The organism is Algoriphagus sp. (genome assembly GCF_030694375.1).
Lineage (GTDB): Bacteria > Bacteroidota > Bacteroidia > Cytophagales > Cyclobacteriaceae > Algoriphagus.
This window is the reverse complement of sequence record NZ_JAUXYL010000040.1, coordinates 39155-55053: the sequence shown is the minus strand read 5'-3', so window position 1 is coordinate 55053 and position 15899 is coordinate 39155. Positions and strand designations below refer to the sequence as shown.

At 43.3% G+C, this 15899-nt stretch carries 13 protein-coding genes; 9 read left to right on the top strand and 4 right to left on the bottom strand.

Annotated features, from left to right (window positions below):
* Positions 1 to 2 precede the first annotated feature (2 nt).
* On the top strand, positions 3 to 1679 hold the full coding sequence (locus tag Q8M62_RS14725) for a RagB/SusD family nutrient uptake outer membrane protein (protein ID WP_304899693.1): 1677 nt from the start codon (positions 3 to 5) through the stop codon (positions 1677 to 1679).
* Positions 1680 to 1947: 268 nt separating this feature from the next.
* Here Q8M62_RS14725 and Q8M62_RS14720 read toward each other — a convergent pair whose 3' ends face one another.
* Positions 1948 to 2973, bottom strand: coding sequence for a LacI family DNA-binding transcriptional regulator (locus Q8M62_RS14720; RefSeq protein ID WP_304899694.1), 1026 nt, complete (start codon positions 2971 to 2973; stop codon positions 1948 to 1950).
* A 183-nt stretch (positions 2974 to 3156) separates the two neighbouring features.
* Between Q8M62_RS14720 and uxaC the strand changes: the two genes are divergently transcribed.
* From uxaC to Q8M62_RS14695, 5 genes are all read left to right on the top strand, one after another.
* A complete protein-coding gene (gene uxaC / locus Q8M62_RS14715; protein WP_304899695.1) occupies positions 3157 to 4596 on the top strand; it encodes a glucuronate isomerase in 1440 nt (479 codons plus the stop codon).
* Positions 4596 to 5417, top strand: coding sequence for an SDR family oxidoreductase (locus Q8M62_RS14710; RefSeq protein ID WP_304899696.1), 822 nt, complete (start codon positions 4596 to 4598; stop codon positions 5415 to 5417). The genes uxaC and Q8M62_RS14710 overlap by 1 nt, the downstream gene beginning before the upstream one ends.
* Before the next feature lie 149 nt (positions 5418 to 5566).
* Positions 5567 to 6748: a mannonate dehydratase gene (gene uxuA / locus Q8M62_RS14705; protein WP_304899697.1), complete on the top strand. Its 1182-nt coding sequence runs from the start codon at positions 5567 to 5569 to the stop codon at positions 6746 to 6748.
* Between the two features lie 397 nt (positions 6749 to 7145).
* The gene (locus Q8M62_RS14700; protein ID WP_304899698.1) at positions 7146 to 7724 is read left to right on the top strand and encodes an O-methyltransferase; all 579 of its coding nucleotides are present in this window, start codon (positions 7146 to 7148) and stop codon (positions 7722 to 7724) included.
* Between the two features lie 131 nt (positions 7725 to 7855).
* On the top strand, positions 7856 to 9637 hold the full coding sequence (locus Q8M62_RS14695) for an acyl-CoA dehydrogenase (protein ID WP_304899699.1): 1782 nt from the start codon (positions 7856 to 7858) through the stop codon (positions 9635 to 9637).
* Between the two features lie 85 nt (positions 9638 to 9722).
* Here Q8M62_RS14695 and Q8M62_RS14690 read toward each other — a convergent pair whose 3' ends face one another.
* The gene (locus tag Q8M62_RS14690; RefSeq protein ID WP_305668189.1) at positions 9723 to 10583 is read right to left on the bottom strand and encodes a Bro-N domain-containing protein; all 861 of its coding nucleotides are present in this window, start codon (positions 10581 to 10583) and stop codon (positions 9723 to 9725) included.
* Positions 10584 to 11124: 541 nt separating this feature from the next.
* Here Q8M62_RS14690 and Q8M62_RS14685 point away from each other — a divergent pair.
* The gene (locus Q8M62_RS14685) at positions 11125 to 11847 is read left to right on the top strand and encodes a DUF5715 family protein (RefSeq protein ID WP_304899701.1); all 723 of its coding nucleotides are present in this window, start codon (positions 11125 to 11127) and stop codon (positions 11845 to 11847) included.
* An 87-nt stretch (positions 11848 to 11934) separates the two neighbouring features.
* On the opposite strand, the gene Q8M62_RS14680 is transcribed toward Q8M62_RS14685, so the two are convergent.
* Positions 11935 to 13323, bottom strand: a complete 1389-nt coding sequence (locus Q8M62_RS14680; protein ID WP_304899702.1) for an arginine decarboxylase — start codon at positions 13321 to 13323, stop codon at positions 11935 to 11937.
* A 499-nt stretch (positions 13324 to 13822) separates the two neighbouring features.
* Here Q8M62_RS14680 and Q8M62_RS14675 point away from each other — a divergent pair, with 499 nt between their 5' ends.
* Positions 13823 to 14200 (top strand): PH domain-containing protein, encoded by a 378-nt coding sequence (locus Q8M62_RS14675; protein WP_304899703.1) that lies wholly within the window; start codon positions 13823 to 13825, stop codon positions 14198 to 14200.
* A gap of 99 nt (positions 14201 to 14299) precedes the next feature.
* On the opposite strand, the gene Q8M62_RS14670 is transcribed toward Q8M62_RS14675, so the two are convergent.
* The gene (locus tag Q8M62_RS14670; protein WP_304899704.1) at positions 14300 to 14743 is read right to left on the bottom strand and encodes a hypothetical protein; all 444 of its coding nucleotides are present in this window, start codon (positions 14741 to 14743) and stop codon (positions 14300 to 14302) included.
* A 194-nt stretch (positions 14744 to 14937) separates the two neighbouring features.
* On the opposite strand from Q8M62_RS14670, the gene rocF reads away from it, so the two are divergent.
* Complete coding sequence (rocF, locus tag Q8M62_RS14665) at positions 14938 to 15888, top strand: arginase (protein ID WP_304899705.1); 951 nt, start codon at positions 14938 to 14940, stop codon at positions 15886 to 15888.
* The last annotated feature ends 11 nt before the right edge of the window (positions 15889 to 15899 follow it).

The following is a 15899-nucleotide window of genomic DNA, read 5'->3' as shown; positions in this document are numbered from 1 at the left end:
CCATGAAAAAAATAACTAATTCATATCAAATCAAATCCTGGATCAAATCAAGTGCATTGGCATTGACGCTTTCATTTGCGTTTTCATGTCAGGATGCCTTACAGGAAGATGTAATCTCGCAAATCGGGAATGATTACTTAAATACAGCAAGTGGACTCCAAGACGGAGTAAACGCGGCCTACACATCCTTGAGATCGTGGTATGGAACTGAAAGAGGACATAACATGTCTGAATTCGGAACGGATATCTATACCAATGGGGCAGATGGTTCCTGGAAATTCATGAACACCTACACTAATGAGTTTGATTCCCAAAATGGACACGTCCGGGAACTTTGGGATGAATTGTATCGGGGAATCAATACCTGTAATGCAGTGATTGATCGGGCCGCCAATGTGACCGGAGTGAGTGACGCAATCAAAAAACAACGGATTGCTGAGGTCAAGTTTATTAGAGCACACAACTATTTCCTATTAGTTCAACTCTTTGGTCCGGTAGATTTGCAGCTTTCTGAAAATAAGGTGCCAAATAAGAAAGTTACCAGAGCTCCTGTGGCGGCAATTTATGATGCCATCGTAGCAGACCTGCAGGCGGCAATTCCTGACTTGGAGGCGGTGAAAGCTTCCAACCAGTTCGGAAGAGTAACTAGACCAACGGCACAAAATCTATTAGCAAAAGTATACCTCACCAGAGCTACTTCTGAAGCTGCCAAGCCTACCGATTATGCCAGCGCAGAACCTTTGTTGAAAAGTGTGATCAATGATTACGGCTTCAGACTATTACCAGCTTACAGTCAGGTTCACCAGTTTAATAACGAACGGAATGATGAGGTAATTTGGTCCATTCAATATACCCGTGACCCCTTGACAAACGGTGGAGGAAATAACTCCCATGTTTTCTTCCTGATGGAATATGATGTGCAGGCAGGCATGAGAAGAGATACCCAAAATGGACGTCCGTTCAAACGCTATCGTATGACCCCTTATGCCATCAATACGGTATTTGGTGACCGTGTAAATGATAGCCGATATAAAGAATCATTTATTGATGTCTATTATTCCAACAGACCCGGGACATTCAATACCTCCTTTGACCTGTCCAAGCCAAGCGTGACTTTTGCCTTGGGTGATACTGCGATTTATATTCCGGGATTTGAAATGCCACTCGCAGAGCGAGCCAAGAAAAAGTATCAGGTTTTGGTACCAAGTAGATATGACGAAAGATTATTCCCAGGATTGAAAAAGCATTTGGATCCGGGAAGAGCCGATTTGACGCAGTTTGAAGGGGGCCGAGATTTTATCGCCATGCGATTGGGAGAGACCTACCTTCTACTGGCTGAATCTCTTTTCCGTCAGGGAAAAGTGGCAGAAGCGACTGAGGCTATCAATATGGTCAGAAGAAGAGCTGCGTTCCCAGGCAAAGCTGCTGCTATGGAAATTACTCCCGCTCAGATGACATTTGACTTCCTCGTGGAAGAACGAGCTCGGGAACTTACCGGTGAGCAATTCAGATGGTTGGATTTGAAGCGTTGGGGTGTTTTGGTTCAGCGTGTGAAGCAGCACAATGCGCAGGCAGCTCCAAATATCAAGGACTTCCATGTGTTGAGACCGATTCCTCAGAATCAGATCGACCGGGCAGAAGGTGGGGCATCAGGCTTCCCTCAGAATACCGGGTATTGATTGAATTTAAAATACCTGTCAGGTTTCGAAAACCTGACAGGTCTATCCAAAAAAACAGCTCCGAAAATCGGAGCTGTTTTTCGTTTTTAAGAAACCAAACAAATTGATAAACTAATATATTTCCGAAATCTTACCAGTAGTTTAAAAAAAAATGTTCGAAACACTTGATTTTTGGGCTTCATCGGTCATCGGTCATCTGACAATCGTCCGGTAACCAAAATTAAATTTGCCTACTGTTGGAAAACCGAATGTTCATAAAAACCAATTCCTAGACCGCAATAGTCGAAGATCGAATCGTGATTTTTGATGGAATACTGATCAACTGATTTGGCAAATCCGGCTGACGGGGTTTAGTCAGCTTTTTGATCAATAGCTTGGCGCATTCTTCACCTATCTGAAACGTAGGCTGAGTGATGGTCGTAAGCGATGGCGTCAACAGTCCTGCTATACTGAGATTGGAAAAGAAGCTGATGATTTTAAGATCCTGAGGAATTTTGATATCAGTTCTTTTTACGGCGTGGTAGGTCGCAAGAGCCAATTTTTCTACAGAGGAAAACAAGCCATCAGGCCGGTCGGCAGAAGTCAGCATGGCACGAATTGCCTCAATGTTTTTTTCTTCGTCATGTGCACAGGTGACTTGGAGAGACGGTGTAGGGGAAAGTCCCGCAGCTTTCAGCGCATCCAGATAACCCCGATACCGCTCTTTGGTGATGGACAACTCTTTGGAAAGCATCAAAAAGGCGATCTTTCGACATCCCTGTTGAATCAAATGCTTCGTGCCTTCATACGAACTCTCGTAGTCATTGGTGATGAATTTGGTAGTAGGTATATCCGGGCAAATTCGATCAAAAAAGATCAAAGGAAAGCCCCGCTCATGCAATCTCGCCAAATGTGACACATCGCTTGTCTGACTGGAAACAGACATGACGATGGCATCAGCCCGACCGTTCATCAGAAGGTTGATGATCTTTTTTTCCCGCTCTACATCCTCATGCGTGCTATAAACCAGCAGATGGTAGCCATGCTGTTGAGTTACCTCCTCTATTCCGTCTATGACCTTTGCAAAAAAACTGCTCATCCGCTCCGGCATGACCACAGCTATGGTCTTGCTCTTGTTTTCTCTGAGACTTCTGGCAAATGGATTGGGCTGATAGTTCATCTTCTCAGCCATGAATACGACCTTCTTTTTGGTCGCCTCACTGATCTCATAGCTGTCATTCAATGCACGTGACACCGTGGAGGGTGAAAGTTTCAGCTCAGCTGCAAGTGCTTTTAAATTGACTCCGGAACTCATGGTATTTTGGGTTAATAGTGCTTTTAACTTTGTCGAATAAATTCAACTGTTCTAAAATAAGGAAATTTATCCACTTAAATAATTTCGCAAACGTTTCCGTATTTTGATAACCGTCAAGTACGTTTTCGGGGTAAATTTAGGTTAGTAATACTATTCCTGTAAAGCCTCTCCTGACCCTGCAATATGATCTCTACTCAAACCCAAAATTCCTTCCTAACAGAGGATTTTTTACTGCACTCTGACTTTGCCCGAATCCTATATCACAACTACGCCAAAAACCTTCCGATAATAGATTATCACAATCACCTCCCTCCTGCTGAACTTGCTGGAAACAGGCAATTTGAGACAATCTCCAAAGTCTGGCTGGCCGGTGATCACTACAAGTGGCGGGCGATGCGCACGCTGGGAATCAATGAACATTTCATCACAGGAGGCGCTTCGGATCAGGAGAAATTCCAAAAATGGGCTGAAACTGTTCCATTCACCATGCGAAATCCGCTTTACCATTGGTCTCACATGGAATTGAGGCGGTATTTTGGAATTGATGAATTACTCAATGGGAATAATGCAGCGGAGGTTTATCACCAAACTTCCGAGATGCTTCAAAATCCCGATTTTCGAGCACAAGGCTTGTTGGAGAAAATGAATGTGGAGGTAGTCTGTTCCACAGATGATCCTTGCGATGATTTAGCCGATCATATCAGCTATCATTCAGCAAATAGGCCAGTTAAACTCTACCCCGCATTTCGACCAGATAAATCTTTTGCCATAGAAAACGCAGAAAGCTATCGGGCTTACCTTCAGAAATTAGGTAACGTTGTAGGTTTTGAGATCACCTCCTTTGACAAATTGATCGAGGCTTTATCCAATCGCGTAGATTATTTTCACAGCAGAGGATGTCGACTTTCTGATCATGGATTGGAAAGTCTGGTTTTCTCCAAGGATGAGCAGCTTTCATCGGATAGCATTCTGGTAAAAGCCCTTCGTGGAAATCCACTTACAAAAGAAGAAATCCAGCATTTCAAGTTCAAAACCCTTCAGAAGCTTTGTAAAATGTACCATGCCAAAGGCTGGGTGCAGCAGTTTCACCTGGGTGCATTGAGAAATACAAATTCCCGAATGCTCAAAACTTTGGGCCCTGACACCGGCTTTGATTCCATCGGAGATTATGATCAAGCCACTGCCATGGCTGATTTTCTAAACCACCTCGATTCCTCGGATCAATTGGCCAAAACCGTACTTTACAACCTAAACCCTCGGGACAACGAAGTTTTGGCAACGATGATCGGAAACTTTAACGACGGCTCGGTCAAAGGAAAAATCCAATTCGGTTCGGGCTGGTGGTATCTCGATCAAAAAGACGGCATGGAAAAGCAAATCAACACCCTCTCCAACATGGGCTTGGTGAGCTGTTTTATCGGCATGCTGACAGATTCAAGAAGCTTCCTCTCTTTTCCTCGCCATGAATACTTCCGTAGAATCCTATGCAATCTCTTCGGGAAAGACGTAGAAAACGGCGAACTCCCCTGGGATGAAAAGTGGCTCGGTCAACTGATTACAGATATTTGCTATCAAAACGCTAAAAATTACTTCGATTTCTCTCCATCTAACTATAAACTTTAATGCCCTCTATTAATCTTTTTTCCTTGGAAGGAAAGAAAATCGCCTTTTCAGGTGCTACTGGAGTCTTGGGTACCACGATGGCCTTGCACTTGGCCTCTCAAGGTGCTGAGCTATTGATCCTTGGTCGCAGCCCCGAAAAAGTAGATCAATTAGTCAATGAAATCAATGCTTCAGGAGGAAAGGCTTTCGGCTATTTTGCCGATGTGACCGATGAGGATTCCCTTGAAAAAGTCGCCAAAGTCATCGAATCTCACCATGGACATATCGATGTCTTGATCAATTCGGCGGGTGGAAATATGCCCGGAGCGGTGATCCGCCCCGATCAGAATTTCCTGGATTTGGATACTGCTTCATTGAGAAAAGTGATGGATTTAAACTACCTCGGTACGGTGCTTCCAATCAAGGCTTTGCTTCCATTGATGCTTAAGCAAGGCAAAGGAAATATATTGAATGTCAGCTCAATGGCTGCAAGCAGACCTATGACCAGAGTGATGGGTTATGCGGCTGCCAAGGCTGCCATTGACAACCTCACCAAATGGCTTTCAGTGGAGCTCGCCCAAAAACATGGTCCCGATTTTCGGGTCAATGCGATCGCTCCGGGCTTTTTCCTGACCGAGCAAAACCGAACGCTCTTGACAGAGGCAGACGGCGGTCTGACCCAACGCGGAAACCAGATTATTACACATACCCCTTTGAATCGCTTTGGAAAGCCGGAGGATCTTTTGGGTGCCCTGCAATGGCTTTGCAGCGATGCTTCTGCTTTTGTCACCGGGACTATTGTGGCCGTGGATGGAGGATTCAGTGCGTATTCGGGTGTTTGATTTCTGTTAATAGTTAAAGGTTAGTAGTTAGTAGTATCCTAATAAACCATTAACTTTTAACTCTTAACAATTCACCACTTACCCAAATCCCACTCACAAATAACTCAGTAACCCATAACCAAATAACCAATCACAAAACCCCCATTTCCATGAGCTATAAAATGGAACAGACCATGCGTTGGTATGGCCCCAAAGACCCGGTAAGTTTGCGGGACATTCTACAATCCGGTGCCACCGGGATAGTGAATGCCCTTCACCATATTCCCAACGGGGAAGTTTGGAGTCGGGAAGAAATCCGAATGCGCAAGCAACTGATCGAAGCATCAGGCCTTACTTGGTCTGTGGTAGAGTCAGTTCCGGTACATGAAGTGATCAAAACCCGCACAGGAGACTTTGAGCAGGTCATCGAAAACTATAAGCAAACCCTCCGGAATCTTGCTGCAGAAGGAGTTTACACTGTTTGCTATAACTTCATGCCAATCTTGGACTGGACCCGGACAAACCTGGAATATGAACTTCCTAACGGAGCAAAAGCACTTCTTTATGAAAAAAAGGCGGTTCAGGCATTTGACTTATTTATTCTTCAAAGACCTGAAGCGGCCTCAGAATATTCCCCAGAAGAAATAGCGAAAGTAAAGTCCTACTATGAAGGATTGGATCATGAGCAAAAGCAGCTGATCAAAGAAAACATTCTGAAAGGTCTGCCGGGATCTGAAATTGGCTATACCTTAGATGAGTTTCGAGCAATGCTCAAAACCTATGAAGGAATCGATGCCAAAAAACTGGCAGAACATCTCAGACTTTTCCTGGATGCTGTCACGCCCGTAGCAGAAGAAGTGGGAGTCTACCTCTGCATCCATCCCGATGACCCACCTTTCTCACTTTATGGACTTCCGAGAGTCGTCAGTACGGCTTCAGATGCACGCAGAATACTTTCAGAAACTCCAAGCCATCACAATGGACTGACTTTCTGTACCGGGTCCTACGGAGTGCGGGCGGACAATGATCTTCCGGCGATGGTCCGTGAATTTGGGGATCGCATCCACTTTATACATTTGCGCAGCACCAAAAGAGACGCGGCAGGAAACTTCTACGAAGACAACCACCTCGAAGGAAATGTACCCATGGTAGAAGTCATTGATGAGATTCTGAAAGTGCAGGAAAAACGAGGCAAGAGTCTTCCCATGCGCCCTGACCATGGACATCAGATGTTGGACGACCTACATAAAAAGACCAATCCGGGCTACTCTGCCATTGGCAGACTCAAAGGTCTGGCCGAAATCCGCGGTGTGGAAGAGGCTTTACTTTGGGTGAAAAAGGCGGGGAGCTAGGAGGTTTGGAGGATAGGAAGTTAGGAGGTGGGGAGGTTTGGAAGCTGTAAATTGTAAGTTGTGAGTGCTGAAGGGTGAGTACTGAGTAGGCAGTCAGCATGCAGTTTTATAGTGTTCACCGTCTTTCTTTCGTTGTTAAATCCAGCTCTGAATGACCGATATATGACATCCATTCAAAAGGGATTATAAATCCAATAGATATAACCTCGAGAATGTAAATATCGAGGAGCTGATATTTAAAATTCTTGTCTTTTGTTTCTGGGTTCTAATTTCAAAACACATTGACTATAGTTGATCAATAAAATTCTTAATATTTCAATAGATCCACCTGAAACGATTCAGGTGGATTTTTCCATTTTATTCGAATTATAAACGAGCCCTTTTACCATCAAATCTTATGAACGAAAGCTACGATCCTTTACCTCAATCCTATCTTGAAATCCAAAAAGCGACCGAAGAAAGTGGATTTACAATGGCATCCGACCTTGCTGCATGTTCTTTTCTTCGAACCTTGGCAGTAACCAAACCTGGAGGGAAATTTTTGGAATTGGGTACGGGTACAGGACTTTCGACGGCTTGGATACTGGATGGAATGGATGAAAACGCCATGCTTACTTCTATCGATTTTGATGATTCAGTTTTGTCGATTGCCCGGAAATTTTTAGGCAGTGATCCTCGCCTGAAACTGGAATTGATTGATGGGGAAAAATGGGTAGAGTCTAACAGGGACAGTCGATTTGATTACATTTTCGCTGATACCTGGCATGGCAAATATCTTCTGCTTGATGAAGTATTGGAAATGCTGAATATCGGTGGGTTGTACATTGTTGATGATATGTTGCCTCAACCGAATTGGCCGGAGGGACACCCTGAAAAAGCTGAAAAGTTTGTCAAAAAACTGGAGTCTTACCCTTTCTTAAACATCACAAAGCTCAATTGGTCCACGGGGATTATTGTGGCTACTAGAAAATATTAAAAGGCTCACAGATGCCACAGATCACCACAGATGGGAAATTTATCTGTGCCCATCTGAGAAATCTGTGAGAGAATAAAACCAATGGAATATTTCAGAGATTACCCGATATTTATCCGAAAGCCTAAACCCTCATGACCCGATTCTATTCCAAAAGAGACCTGCAATTCCAGCTTTTTGAAAACCAAAACTGTCTTGAACTAACCCAAATCCCCTATTTCGCGGATCATTCTGAGGAGACGTTTAGATTGGTTTTGGACTCAGCAGAACAAATTGCCGAGAAGTCTCTGCGCCCTCTCCTCACTGAAATGGATCGAAATGAACCCCAACTTATAGATGGAAAAATTCGAATCAACCCAGGCATGAAGACCATCATCCGACAATTTGGTCAAGATGGCTGGATCAATGCGCTGTTTTCTTATGAAGAAGGCGGGCAGCAACTTCCTTGGACAATTCACATTGCATCGGGCTTTATATTTCAGGCGGCTAACTACTCTGCCAGCGTTTTTCCATTTTTGACCACCGGTGCAGCCAACCTTATCCGGACATTTGGCTCAAAAGAATTAATCGAGAAATTCACTCCGAAAATGTACTCCGGAGCTTGGCAAGGTACGATGGCCTTAACCGAGCCCGATGCTGGCAGTTCGCTTTCAGACATTTCCACCACAGCCTTCCCAACTGAAGCACCGGGAGTTTTCAGGATCAAAGGACAGAAAATCTACATATCCGCAGGAGATCATGATGCCTGCGACAATATCATCCACCTGATGCTTGCCCGGATACAGGGCGCACCCGCCGGCACCAAAGGCATTTCTCTGTTTGTCGTCCCTAAAAAACGGATCTCGGGTGAGCCAAACGATGTGCTGACTCAGGGAATCTATCACAAAATGGGCTACAAGGGCGCACCTATTGCCCATTTGATGATTGGAAGCAACGATGCCTGTGAAGGCTATTTGGTAGGTGAGGCCAATCAGGGATTGAAATATATGTTTCAGATGATGAACGAGGCGCGATTGGGCGTGGGTATGAATGCAGTGGCGATCGCTTTGGCGGCGTTTCAGGCTTCTTTGGCATATGCCAAGGAACGACCCCAAGGCCGCAAAATCAATGAAAAGGACCTCAGCCAAGCGCAGGTCCCAATTATCGAGCATGCGGATGTAAAGCGGCTGCTGCTTTTCCAGAAAAGCGTGGTAGAAGGTTCTTTGGCACTTTTAATTTATTGCGCAATCCTTTCCGATAAAATCGCGCATGAAGAAAATGAAGTTCTGAAGAATGAGATGGAGGTACTATTGGATCTGCTGACTCCTATTGCCAAGAGTTATCCATCTGAGATGGGAGTGCAAAGTACCTCAGCCGCAGTGCAGGTTTTGGGAGGTGCGGGTTACACCACCGATTTCCCGGTGGAGCAATATTATCGTGAGGCACGCATCCATCCGATTCATGAGGGGACAACAGGAATTCATGGTTTGGATCTATTAGGGAGAAAAGTCCTGATTCAGGAAGGTTTGGGCTGGAAGCTTTTGCAAAAGGAAATCGGGGAAAGTATTGAATCCTCAAAAGCATATTCAGCTTTAGGTGAACTGACACAAACCTTTGAAAGTCAATTCAAAAAATTCAATCATGGGGCAGCGCAACTCCTATTCAAAATGAATCAGGGGCCGGAGATTTTTCTGTCAGATGCCACGCTTTTTCTGGAATCAAGCGGAATCATCTGCATCGCTTGGATGTGGCTTGAGCAGGCCAAAACAGCACAGAAAGCTTTGAACACTGGTGCAACCGAACAGGATTTCTATTTCGGCAAGATCGAGACAGCCCGCTACTTTATGGAATACGAACTCCCAAAAATCAAGGGCCTGATCGAGCGGTTTCATTCCAATACCTATCCGACTGTTGTGATGCGGAAGGAATGGTTTTGATATGACTAAGTCCCAAAATAAAAATTTAGAATACTTGGATTGAATGTTCGAAATCTAGTTCACTGATATAGTTTTACATCTAAATCTATTCCTTCTCCCCTTTTTCATGATTTAATCCATCCTTCTTTCTCACTCCAAGCAGTGTATCTTTAGCATTAATGGCAGTAACAACTTTTTTTCCTGTTTTGGCCTCCAATTCCAGTCGTGCCACTTTTGCAACATTCCCACCTTGCTTGGCTACTTTTTTACTCTCTTCAAAATCTTTTGGGTTTACTGCCACGGAGATATCTTTGGTCGACGCTTCTGCCAACATGTTTAAAATCAGCTCCGTATTGGTCATATTATCCCGAAGATTTTCCTTTTTTAATCCCTTTAACACTTTGTATTCTTTGGTGGATTTTTCGCTCCAAGCTTTTGTGATAATATCTGTAAGCGTGGCAAATTGGACCCCTTCCTTCAAACCACGCTTCTTCCACTCGTCAGTAAGCTCTTTCCGTATCTCAATGCTTTTGAGGCGTTGGTTTATCCAGTTTTCAGAATAACCTAGCTTCAGGTATTGCTCAAGCGCCCTATCAATGCTCAATTCAGGATCCTGCATTTCGTCAAGCCTCTCTGATGCCACTTGAGCCAACCAAAGTTTAAACGGTTCGGCTTTGGGTGAAGGAATAGATTGGATTAAACGGAAAAGTTGCTCGGTATCAGCTACATCGGTAAGATAAAATTTGCCATCAGCAGATTTCATTTTCAGTTGACTACAATTTGTAGCCAACTGACTTCCTTCTGCTTTTAGCCTAGTTTTCATTACACTCCAATACTTTCTTGGGTTGGTGCTATTTGTTAAGACGGCAATCACATCAACAATTGAAATATACCATCTCTCTTTTTCCTCATCCCAAAGCGTGCGCACTTGCTTTTCTTCAAATAGTTTAATGGCTTCCTTTTTCATAGTTCGAGGATTTACAAAAGGTAAGAAAATAGATTTCAAAAATTTGTTTTTTCAATCGTCCTGAATTTAATTTAAAGATAGAAAAATGGCTATTTCTCCAGGTTGAAAAACCGAAATTCTAAGTCAATCTTTGTCGCACTTTGATTTAAAAATGAAATCTGCCAAATGAAAATCCCTTCGCAACCTTCTTGAATCTTCGCAATATAAAACAACCACATAGAAACATAGGAGGCACATAGGTTATCATTTCTCAAGATCTTAAGCTATGGTTTCTATGTGACTATGTGGTTGTCAAGGCATTCCTGAGTAGTTCAATCCCCTTAAAAAATCTATTTTTCGCGAACCTTCATCAATCTTTGCAGTTGAAAAATCCTTTTGCCTTGACCTTCAGAGATGGTTAAGACCATTCTTCAAAAAATACCCTTCTATTTCTCAAATCAACCCAAATTCGCCATTTGTGGATTAATGTTTGCTAACCTGTGCATTGTGAATCGCCCGGATTTCAACATCACCCATCCGGAATAAAAGTACCCAAGTATCAATGAAAAAACTTCCCCTAATTCTTCTTGCCTCTTTTTTTGTACTTTTTTCAGTAGCAGCATTGGCCTCCGATGAAATTTTACCGGCAATAAAAAGGCAATTGAAAAAGACTTATTCCGCCTTAACCAACCATTCTCCAGCACCAGAACCGCAACCAATATTTGAACCCATCGTGGTGGAAGTTCCTATACCCAATCCGGAGATTGTAGTGCCTACCAGAGAAATAACCAAAGAATACGACAACCACCTTGTCGCCGGAGAAAACAACGGATTTGGTCTGATCGAAAGTGAAGAACACTTCACCCAACTCATCCAGGAAAAAAAGTTGGTTTTGGTGTCCGAAGGAAATGGATATCGGGTTGATGAACTCACTCACAGCCACCCTTACGTAACTCCACGCTCGAAAGTAATTTTGGAGGAGATTGGTCAAGCTTTTCAATCACTTACCAAGCAAGAAAGTTTTTTTACGGTTTCGTCCGTCACCCGAACTCCCGAACAACAGCAAAACCTAAGAAAGCGAAATCGAAATGCCACGGCAGGTATCAGTTCGCATTCCTATGGAGTCTCCTTTGACATCTCCTACATCCGATTCAATGGGAAAAAAGGCGGGAACCGCTCCGCCCAAAAAGATCTGGAAACAGTGCTGAATGAATTTCAAGCTGCCAACAAAATATTCTTCATTAAGGAGCGAAAGCAGAGTTGCTATCATGTGACGGTGAGGTGAGGAAAATGATCAATTTTCAAATTCAATGTTCAATTCTCAAGGATTTGCCCACTGCCAACTGCAAACTGCCTACTTCCTTCCAGCTCCTCAATATCCCAACACCTTCAGCATACTCTCCTCTGTCTGATCTTTGGCGAAGAGGCGGTGAGTGATGTTTCCGTTTTCATCCCGATCGATCAAGACATGCTTGGGTGCAGGAATCAGACAATGCTGTATCCCGCCGTAGCCTCCCAGGGATTCCTGATAGGCCCCGGTATGGAAGAAGCCGATGTATTGCTTTCTTCCGGGTTCGATTTTAGGCAGGTAAATATTGAATTGGTGAGCTTCGGAATTATAATAATCCATGCTGTCGCAGGTCAGGCCGCCAAGCGAAATTCCTTGGTAGGTTTCATCCCAGTTGTTCACCGCAAGCATAATGTACTTTTGGTTGAGTCCCCAGCTGTCCGGAAGTTGGGTAATAAAAGAACCGTCGATCATATACCAAAGCTCTTTGTCGTTTTGGAGCTTTTCTTCCAGAACGGAATAAAGCACTGCCCCACTCTCTCCTACTGTGTAGCTGCCAAATTCGGTGAAAATATGGGGCTCCGTGGTGTTGTTCTTGGCGCACATCCACTTGATGTTTTTGACGATCTGATCGGCCATGTATTGGTAATCGTAATCGAAAAACACATTCGTCTTGATCGGCCAACCGCCACCAATATCCATGGTATCGAGCGTTGGAGCGATTTTTTTCAGGTCTACATATTTCTGAATAAAACGGGTCAATTCGGACCAGTAGTACGCCGTGTCCTTAATGCCTGAATTGATAAAAAAGTGCAGCATCTTCAGGCTGACCAAAGGATGATCCTTGATTTTTTCTTCGTAAAGTTTCAGAATATCGTTGTACCTCACACCGAGACGGGAGGTGTAGAAACCGAATTTAGGTTCCTCGTCTGCGGCGATACGGATTCCCACCTGAAAAGGAACTTTCACATGCTCCAGGTAATAGTCGATCTCGCCGATATTGTCCAGTATAGGCACGCAGTTGTGAAATCCGTCATTCAGTAGCTCGGTGATGTATTTTTTGTAGAGCTCACGCTTGAAGCCATTGCAGATGATAAAGGTGTCTTTGGTGATTTTCCCTTTTGCAAAAAGACTTCTCACCAAGGGAATATCAAAAGTCGAGGACGTCTCGATATGGATGTCATTCTTTAGCGCTTCATCCAACACAAAGCTAAAATGCGAGGACTTGGTGCAATAGCAGTAGGTATATTTCCCCTGATAGTTATGAGTTTCAATCGCATTACCAAAAAAGGTTTTTGCATTTTGGATGCTTTCCGAAATCTTTGGCAGATAGGTCAGCTTTAGCGGTGTGCCATAAGTGTCAATGATTTCCATCAGATTGACTCCATTGAAGAAGAGTTCATTGTTCTCTACATGAAACTCTTTGGTAGGAAAATCAAAAGTCTGTTGGATTAGATCAATGTATCGGTTCATTTACCTGGGATTGTTTGAATAATGTGAGGCTGCAAAAATTGCGCTTTTATCGGGGGATATCAAATCGAAAATGAAAAAACCCCCACATCTATCAAACTGATGGAAAAAGATAATGTTGTGTTAAAAATCGACTAGGGTTAGCAGCTATAAAAAAAGGTAGCCAAATTCCTTTGGTTAACATTGTCCGATGTAGTATGGGGTTTGCGAGTTTGAAGGTATGGAAGTTAGGAAGTTATAAAATCTCGAATGTCGAATATTAAATTTTGAACCTACCTCCGGCAGGCAGGTAATGAAGTGATTCGGCTTCTGGAGAAGCAGGACAACGGGAGGCAAATTTTCAATGATCAATTATCAAATTCAATTATCATGTGTTGTGGGGATAGAAAGTTGGGGAGTTTGGGGCTAATTCAGTCAGGATAAAGCCAAGAAATGGATCATAACTCAGGTAGAATTACCTAACTTCAACTCAAATTCAAACTAAGTCAACTACAACCATTTTATGAGTCTATTCAATAAAATATTGGGGAATTCCAGTGAAGTTTCCTTCGAGAAACTTGTAGAAAAGTATGGTCGTCTCCTGGCAGACGGAGAACAAATCGACATGGGGTTTCAGCTCTTCCGTGACACCTTCATTTTCACCAATAAACGATTGATCTTGATCGATGTGCAAGGCGTAACGGGCAGCAAAGTGGAATACAAGTCTATGCCTTACAAAAGTATCACGCGGTTTTCGTTGGAGACTGCTGGCACTTTTGAACTGGATGCCGAACTTAAAATTTGGATCTCAAGCGAGGCTTTGCCCTCTGTATCGAAGAAATTCAACAAGAGCATCGATATCTATGAAGTACAACGATACCTTGCAGGCAGGGTGATATGATTGGCTTTAATTAAAAATCCAATACACTCAAAAAATCACCTTCCGGAAGTTCCTGAAAGGTGATTTTTGATTTAAAGGATGACTTGACTACATGCAAACTTAATCCCAAGCGACACCATGTAAAGCTAATTGCAATAATGACTGTTCGGCTTGAAAGCGTCTGTTGTTTTCGATGACTTTTGAAAGAATCTCCTTGAACTTCACTTCTCTTTTTAGCAATTCGATGATTTGGTTGAAGAAATGAACCACTGCTTTCTCCTCAGTCTTAGAAAAAGTAAAGAATACCTGCGCATGGTCAAAATCATAGATCAGGCTGAGCGAGTTTGGTTTCCCCAATAGAATCAGGCCGCGGAACAAAGGCAAAAGTTGCTCAAACCCATTTTCAAAGCGACACATCCCTTGCATGTGATTAGCCACAGGTTGAGAAAAAATCTTAAGAATTTCCTGATTACTTACTTTAATCTTCGCTAACTCAGGGGAATTACTTACTGTCCAAGGATTTGGTTTCAATTCCGAATCGACAAATTGGGCAACTGCGCTCATGTAAAAGGGATTTTGTGATAATGGTGGTTCAAATATAGAAGTTGAATTTCTATATTCCTATATACCCTATAATTTTTATAGACTATTATATATCCCGCAAGTAAATCCAATTCTGCCAAAAATTGAATTTTGAGGCCTTTTGACTAGTTTTGGCTTAATATCACCACCTTGAATGAACCCAAGTAACCCTCAAAATGAGAAAAATAAAACTCGTAGAAGTACGGTCTGAAATTGCCGCAGGAACACGCGGAGCCAGTATGGGGATCGATGCTTTGAAAATTGCAAGTCTGGACAAAAAGTCAAACTTTTTTACCCAATTCGACCCAATCAATGTCCCTGACGCTAATAATTTTCTTTGGAAAGGAAATAAACATCCGCATGGTAAATACATCGATGGAGTGTATCAGGTTCTGAAAAACGTCTATTCTACCATTGAATCGCTTCGTCTCGAAAAGAAATTTCCCATCGTGCTGGCCGGTGATCACAGCACTGCAGCAGGAACCATCATGGGCATCAAAGCTGCCCATCCCGATAAACGCCTGGGGGTAATTTGGATTGATGCGCATGCCGATCTACATACCCCTTTTACCACTCCTTCCGGCAATATGCACGGGATGCCACTCGCTATGGTCAGTCAGTTGGATAATCTGGATTGCAAGGTCAATGAGGTCAGTCCGGAGACCATTAGTTATTGGGAGAAAATCAAAAAGATAGGTGGGGATTTTCCTAAAATTGAACCTGGTGACATCGTATTCATTTCAGTTCGAGATACCGAGGCTCCGGAAAATCATTTGATCAAAAAATATGAGATAAAAAATTTCAGCACACAGGAAGTACGAGAAAAAGGAATTGAAAAAATTGCTTCTGCGGCTTTGGAAAAGCTTAAAGATTGCGAGCAAATCTACATTTCCTTCGATGTAGACAGCCTCGACAGCTCCATTTCTGTCGGTACGGGAACACCTGTTCCCAATGGGCTGACGGTTGAAGAAGCCATTCAACTCAATGCCGAACTGATCAAAGACAAGCGTGTCTGCTGCTGGGAAATCGTGGAAGTAAATCCTACGCTCGACACGGAAAATACTATGGCCGAAGCGGCCTTCGAAGTGCTGGAGATCACCACAAAGTCATTGGTAGACCATTTTTAAAAAACCACGAA

Excerpts from the sequence above, each read along its gene's own strand:
- Q8M62_RS14725 (WP_304899693.1), top strand. The coding sequence starts at position 3 with ATGAAAAAAATAACTAATTCATATCAAATCAAATCCTGGATCAAATCA.
- Q8M62_RS14720 (WP_304899694.1), bottom strand. The coding sequence starts at position 2,973 with ATGAGTTCCGGAGTCAATTTAAAAGCACTTGCAGCTGAGCTGAAACTT.
- uxaC (WP_304899695.1), top strand. The coding sequence starts at position 3,157 with ATGATCTCTACTCAAACCCAAAATTCCTTCCTAACAGAGGATTTTTTA.
- Q8M62_RS14710 (WP_304899696.1), top strand. The coding sequence starts at position 4,596 with ATGCCCTCTATTAATCTTTTTTCCTTGGAAGGAAAGAAAATCGCCTTT.
- uxuA (WP_304899697.1), top strand. The coding sequence starts at position 5,567 with ATGAGCTATAAAATGGAACAGACCATGCGTTGGTATGGCCCCAAAGAC.
- Q8M62_RS14700 (WP_304899698.1), top strand. The coding sequence starts at position 7,146 with ATGAACGAAAGCTACGATCCTTTACCTCAATCCTATCTTGAAATCCAA.
- Q8M62_RS14695 (WP_304899699.1), top strand. The coding sequence starts at position 7,856 with ATGACCCGATTCTATTCCAAAAGAGACCTGCAATTCCAGCTTTTTGAA.
- Q8M62_RS14690 (WP_305668189.1), bottom strand. The coding sequence starts at position 10,583 with ATGAAAAAGGAAGCCATTAAACTATTTGAAGAAAAGCAAGTGCGCACG.
- Q8M62_RS14685 (WP_304899701.1), top strand. The coding sequence starts at position 11,125 with ATGAAAAAACTTCCCCTAATTCTTCTTGCCTCTTTTTTTGTACTTTTT.
- Q8M62_RS14680 (WP_304899702.1), bottom strand. The coding sequence starts at position 13,323 with ATGAACCGATACATTGATCTAATCCAACAGACTTTTGATTTTCCTACC.
- Q8M62_RS14675 (WP_304899703.1), top strand. The coding sequence starts at position 13,823 with ATGAGTCTATTCAATAAAATATTGGGGAATTCCAGTGAAGTTTCCTTC.
- Q8M62_RS14670 (WP_304899704.1), bottom strand. The coding sequence starts at position 14,743 with ATGAGCGCAGTTGCCCAATTTGTCGATTCGGAATTGAAACCAAATCCT.
- rocF (WP_304899705.1), top strand. The coding sequence starts at position 14,938 with ATGAGAAAAATAAAACTCGTAGAAGTACGGTCTGAAATTGCCGCAGGA.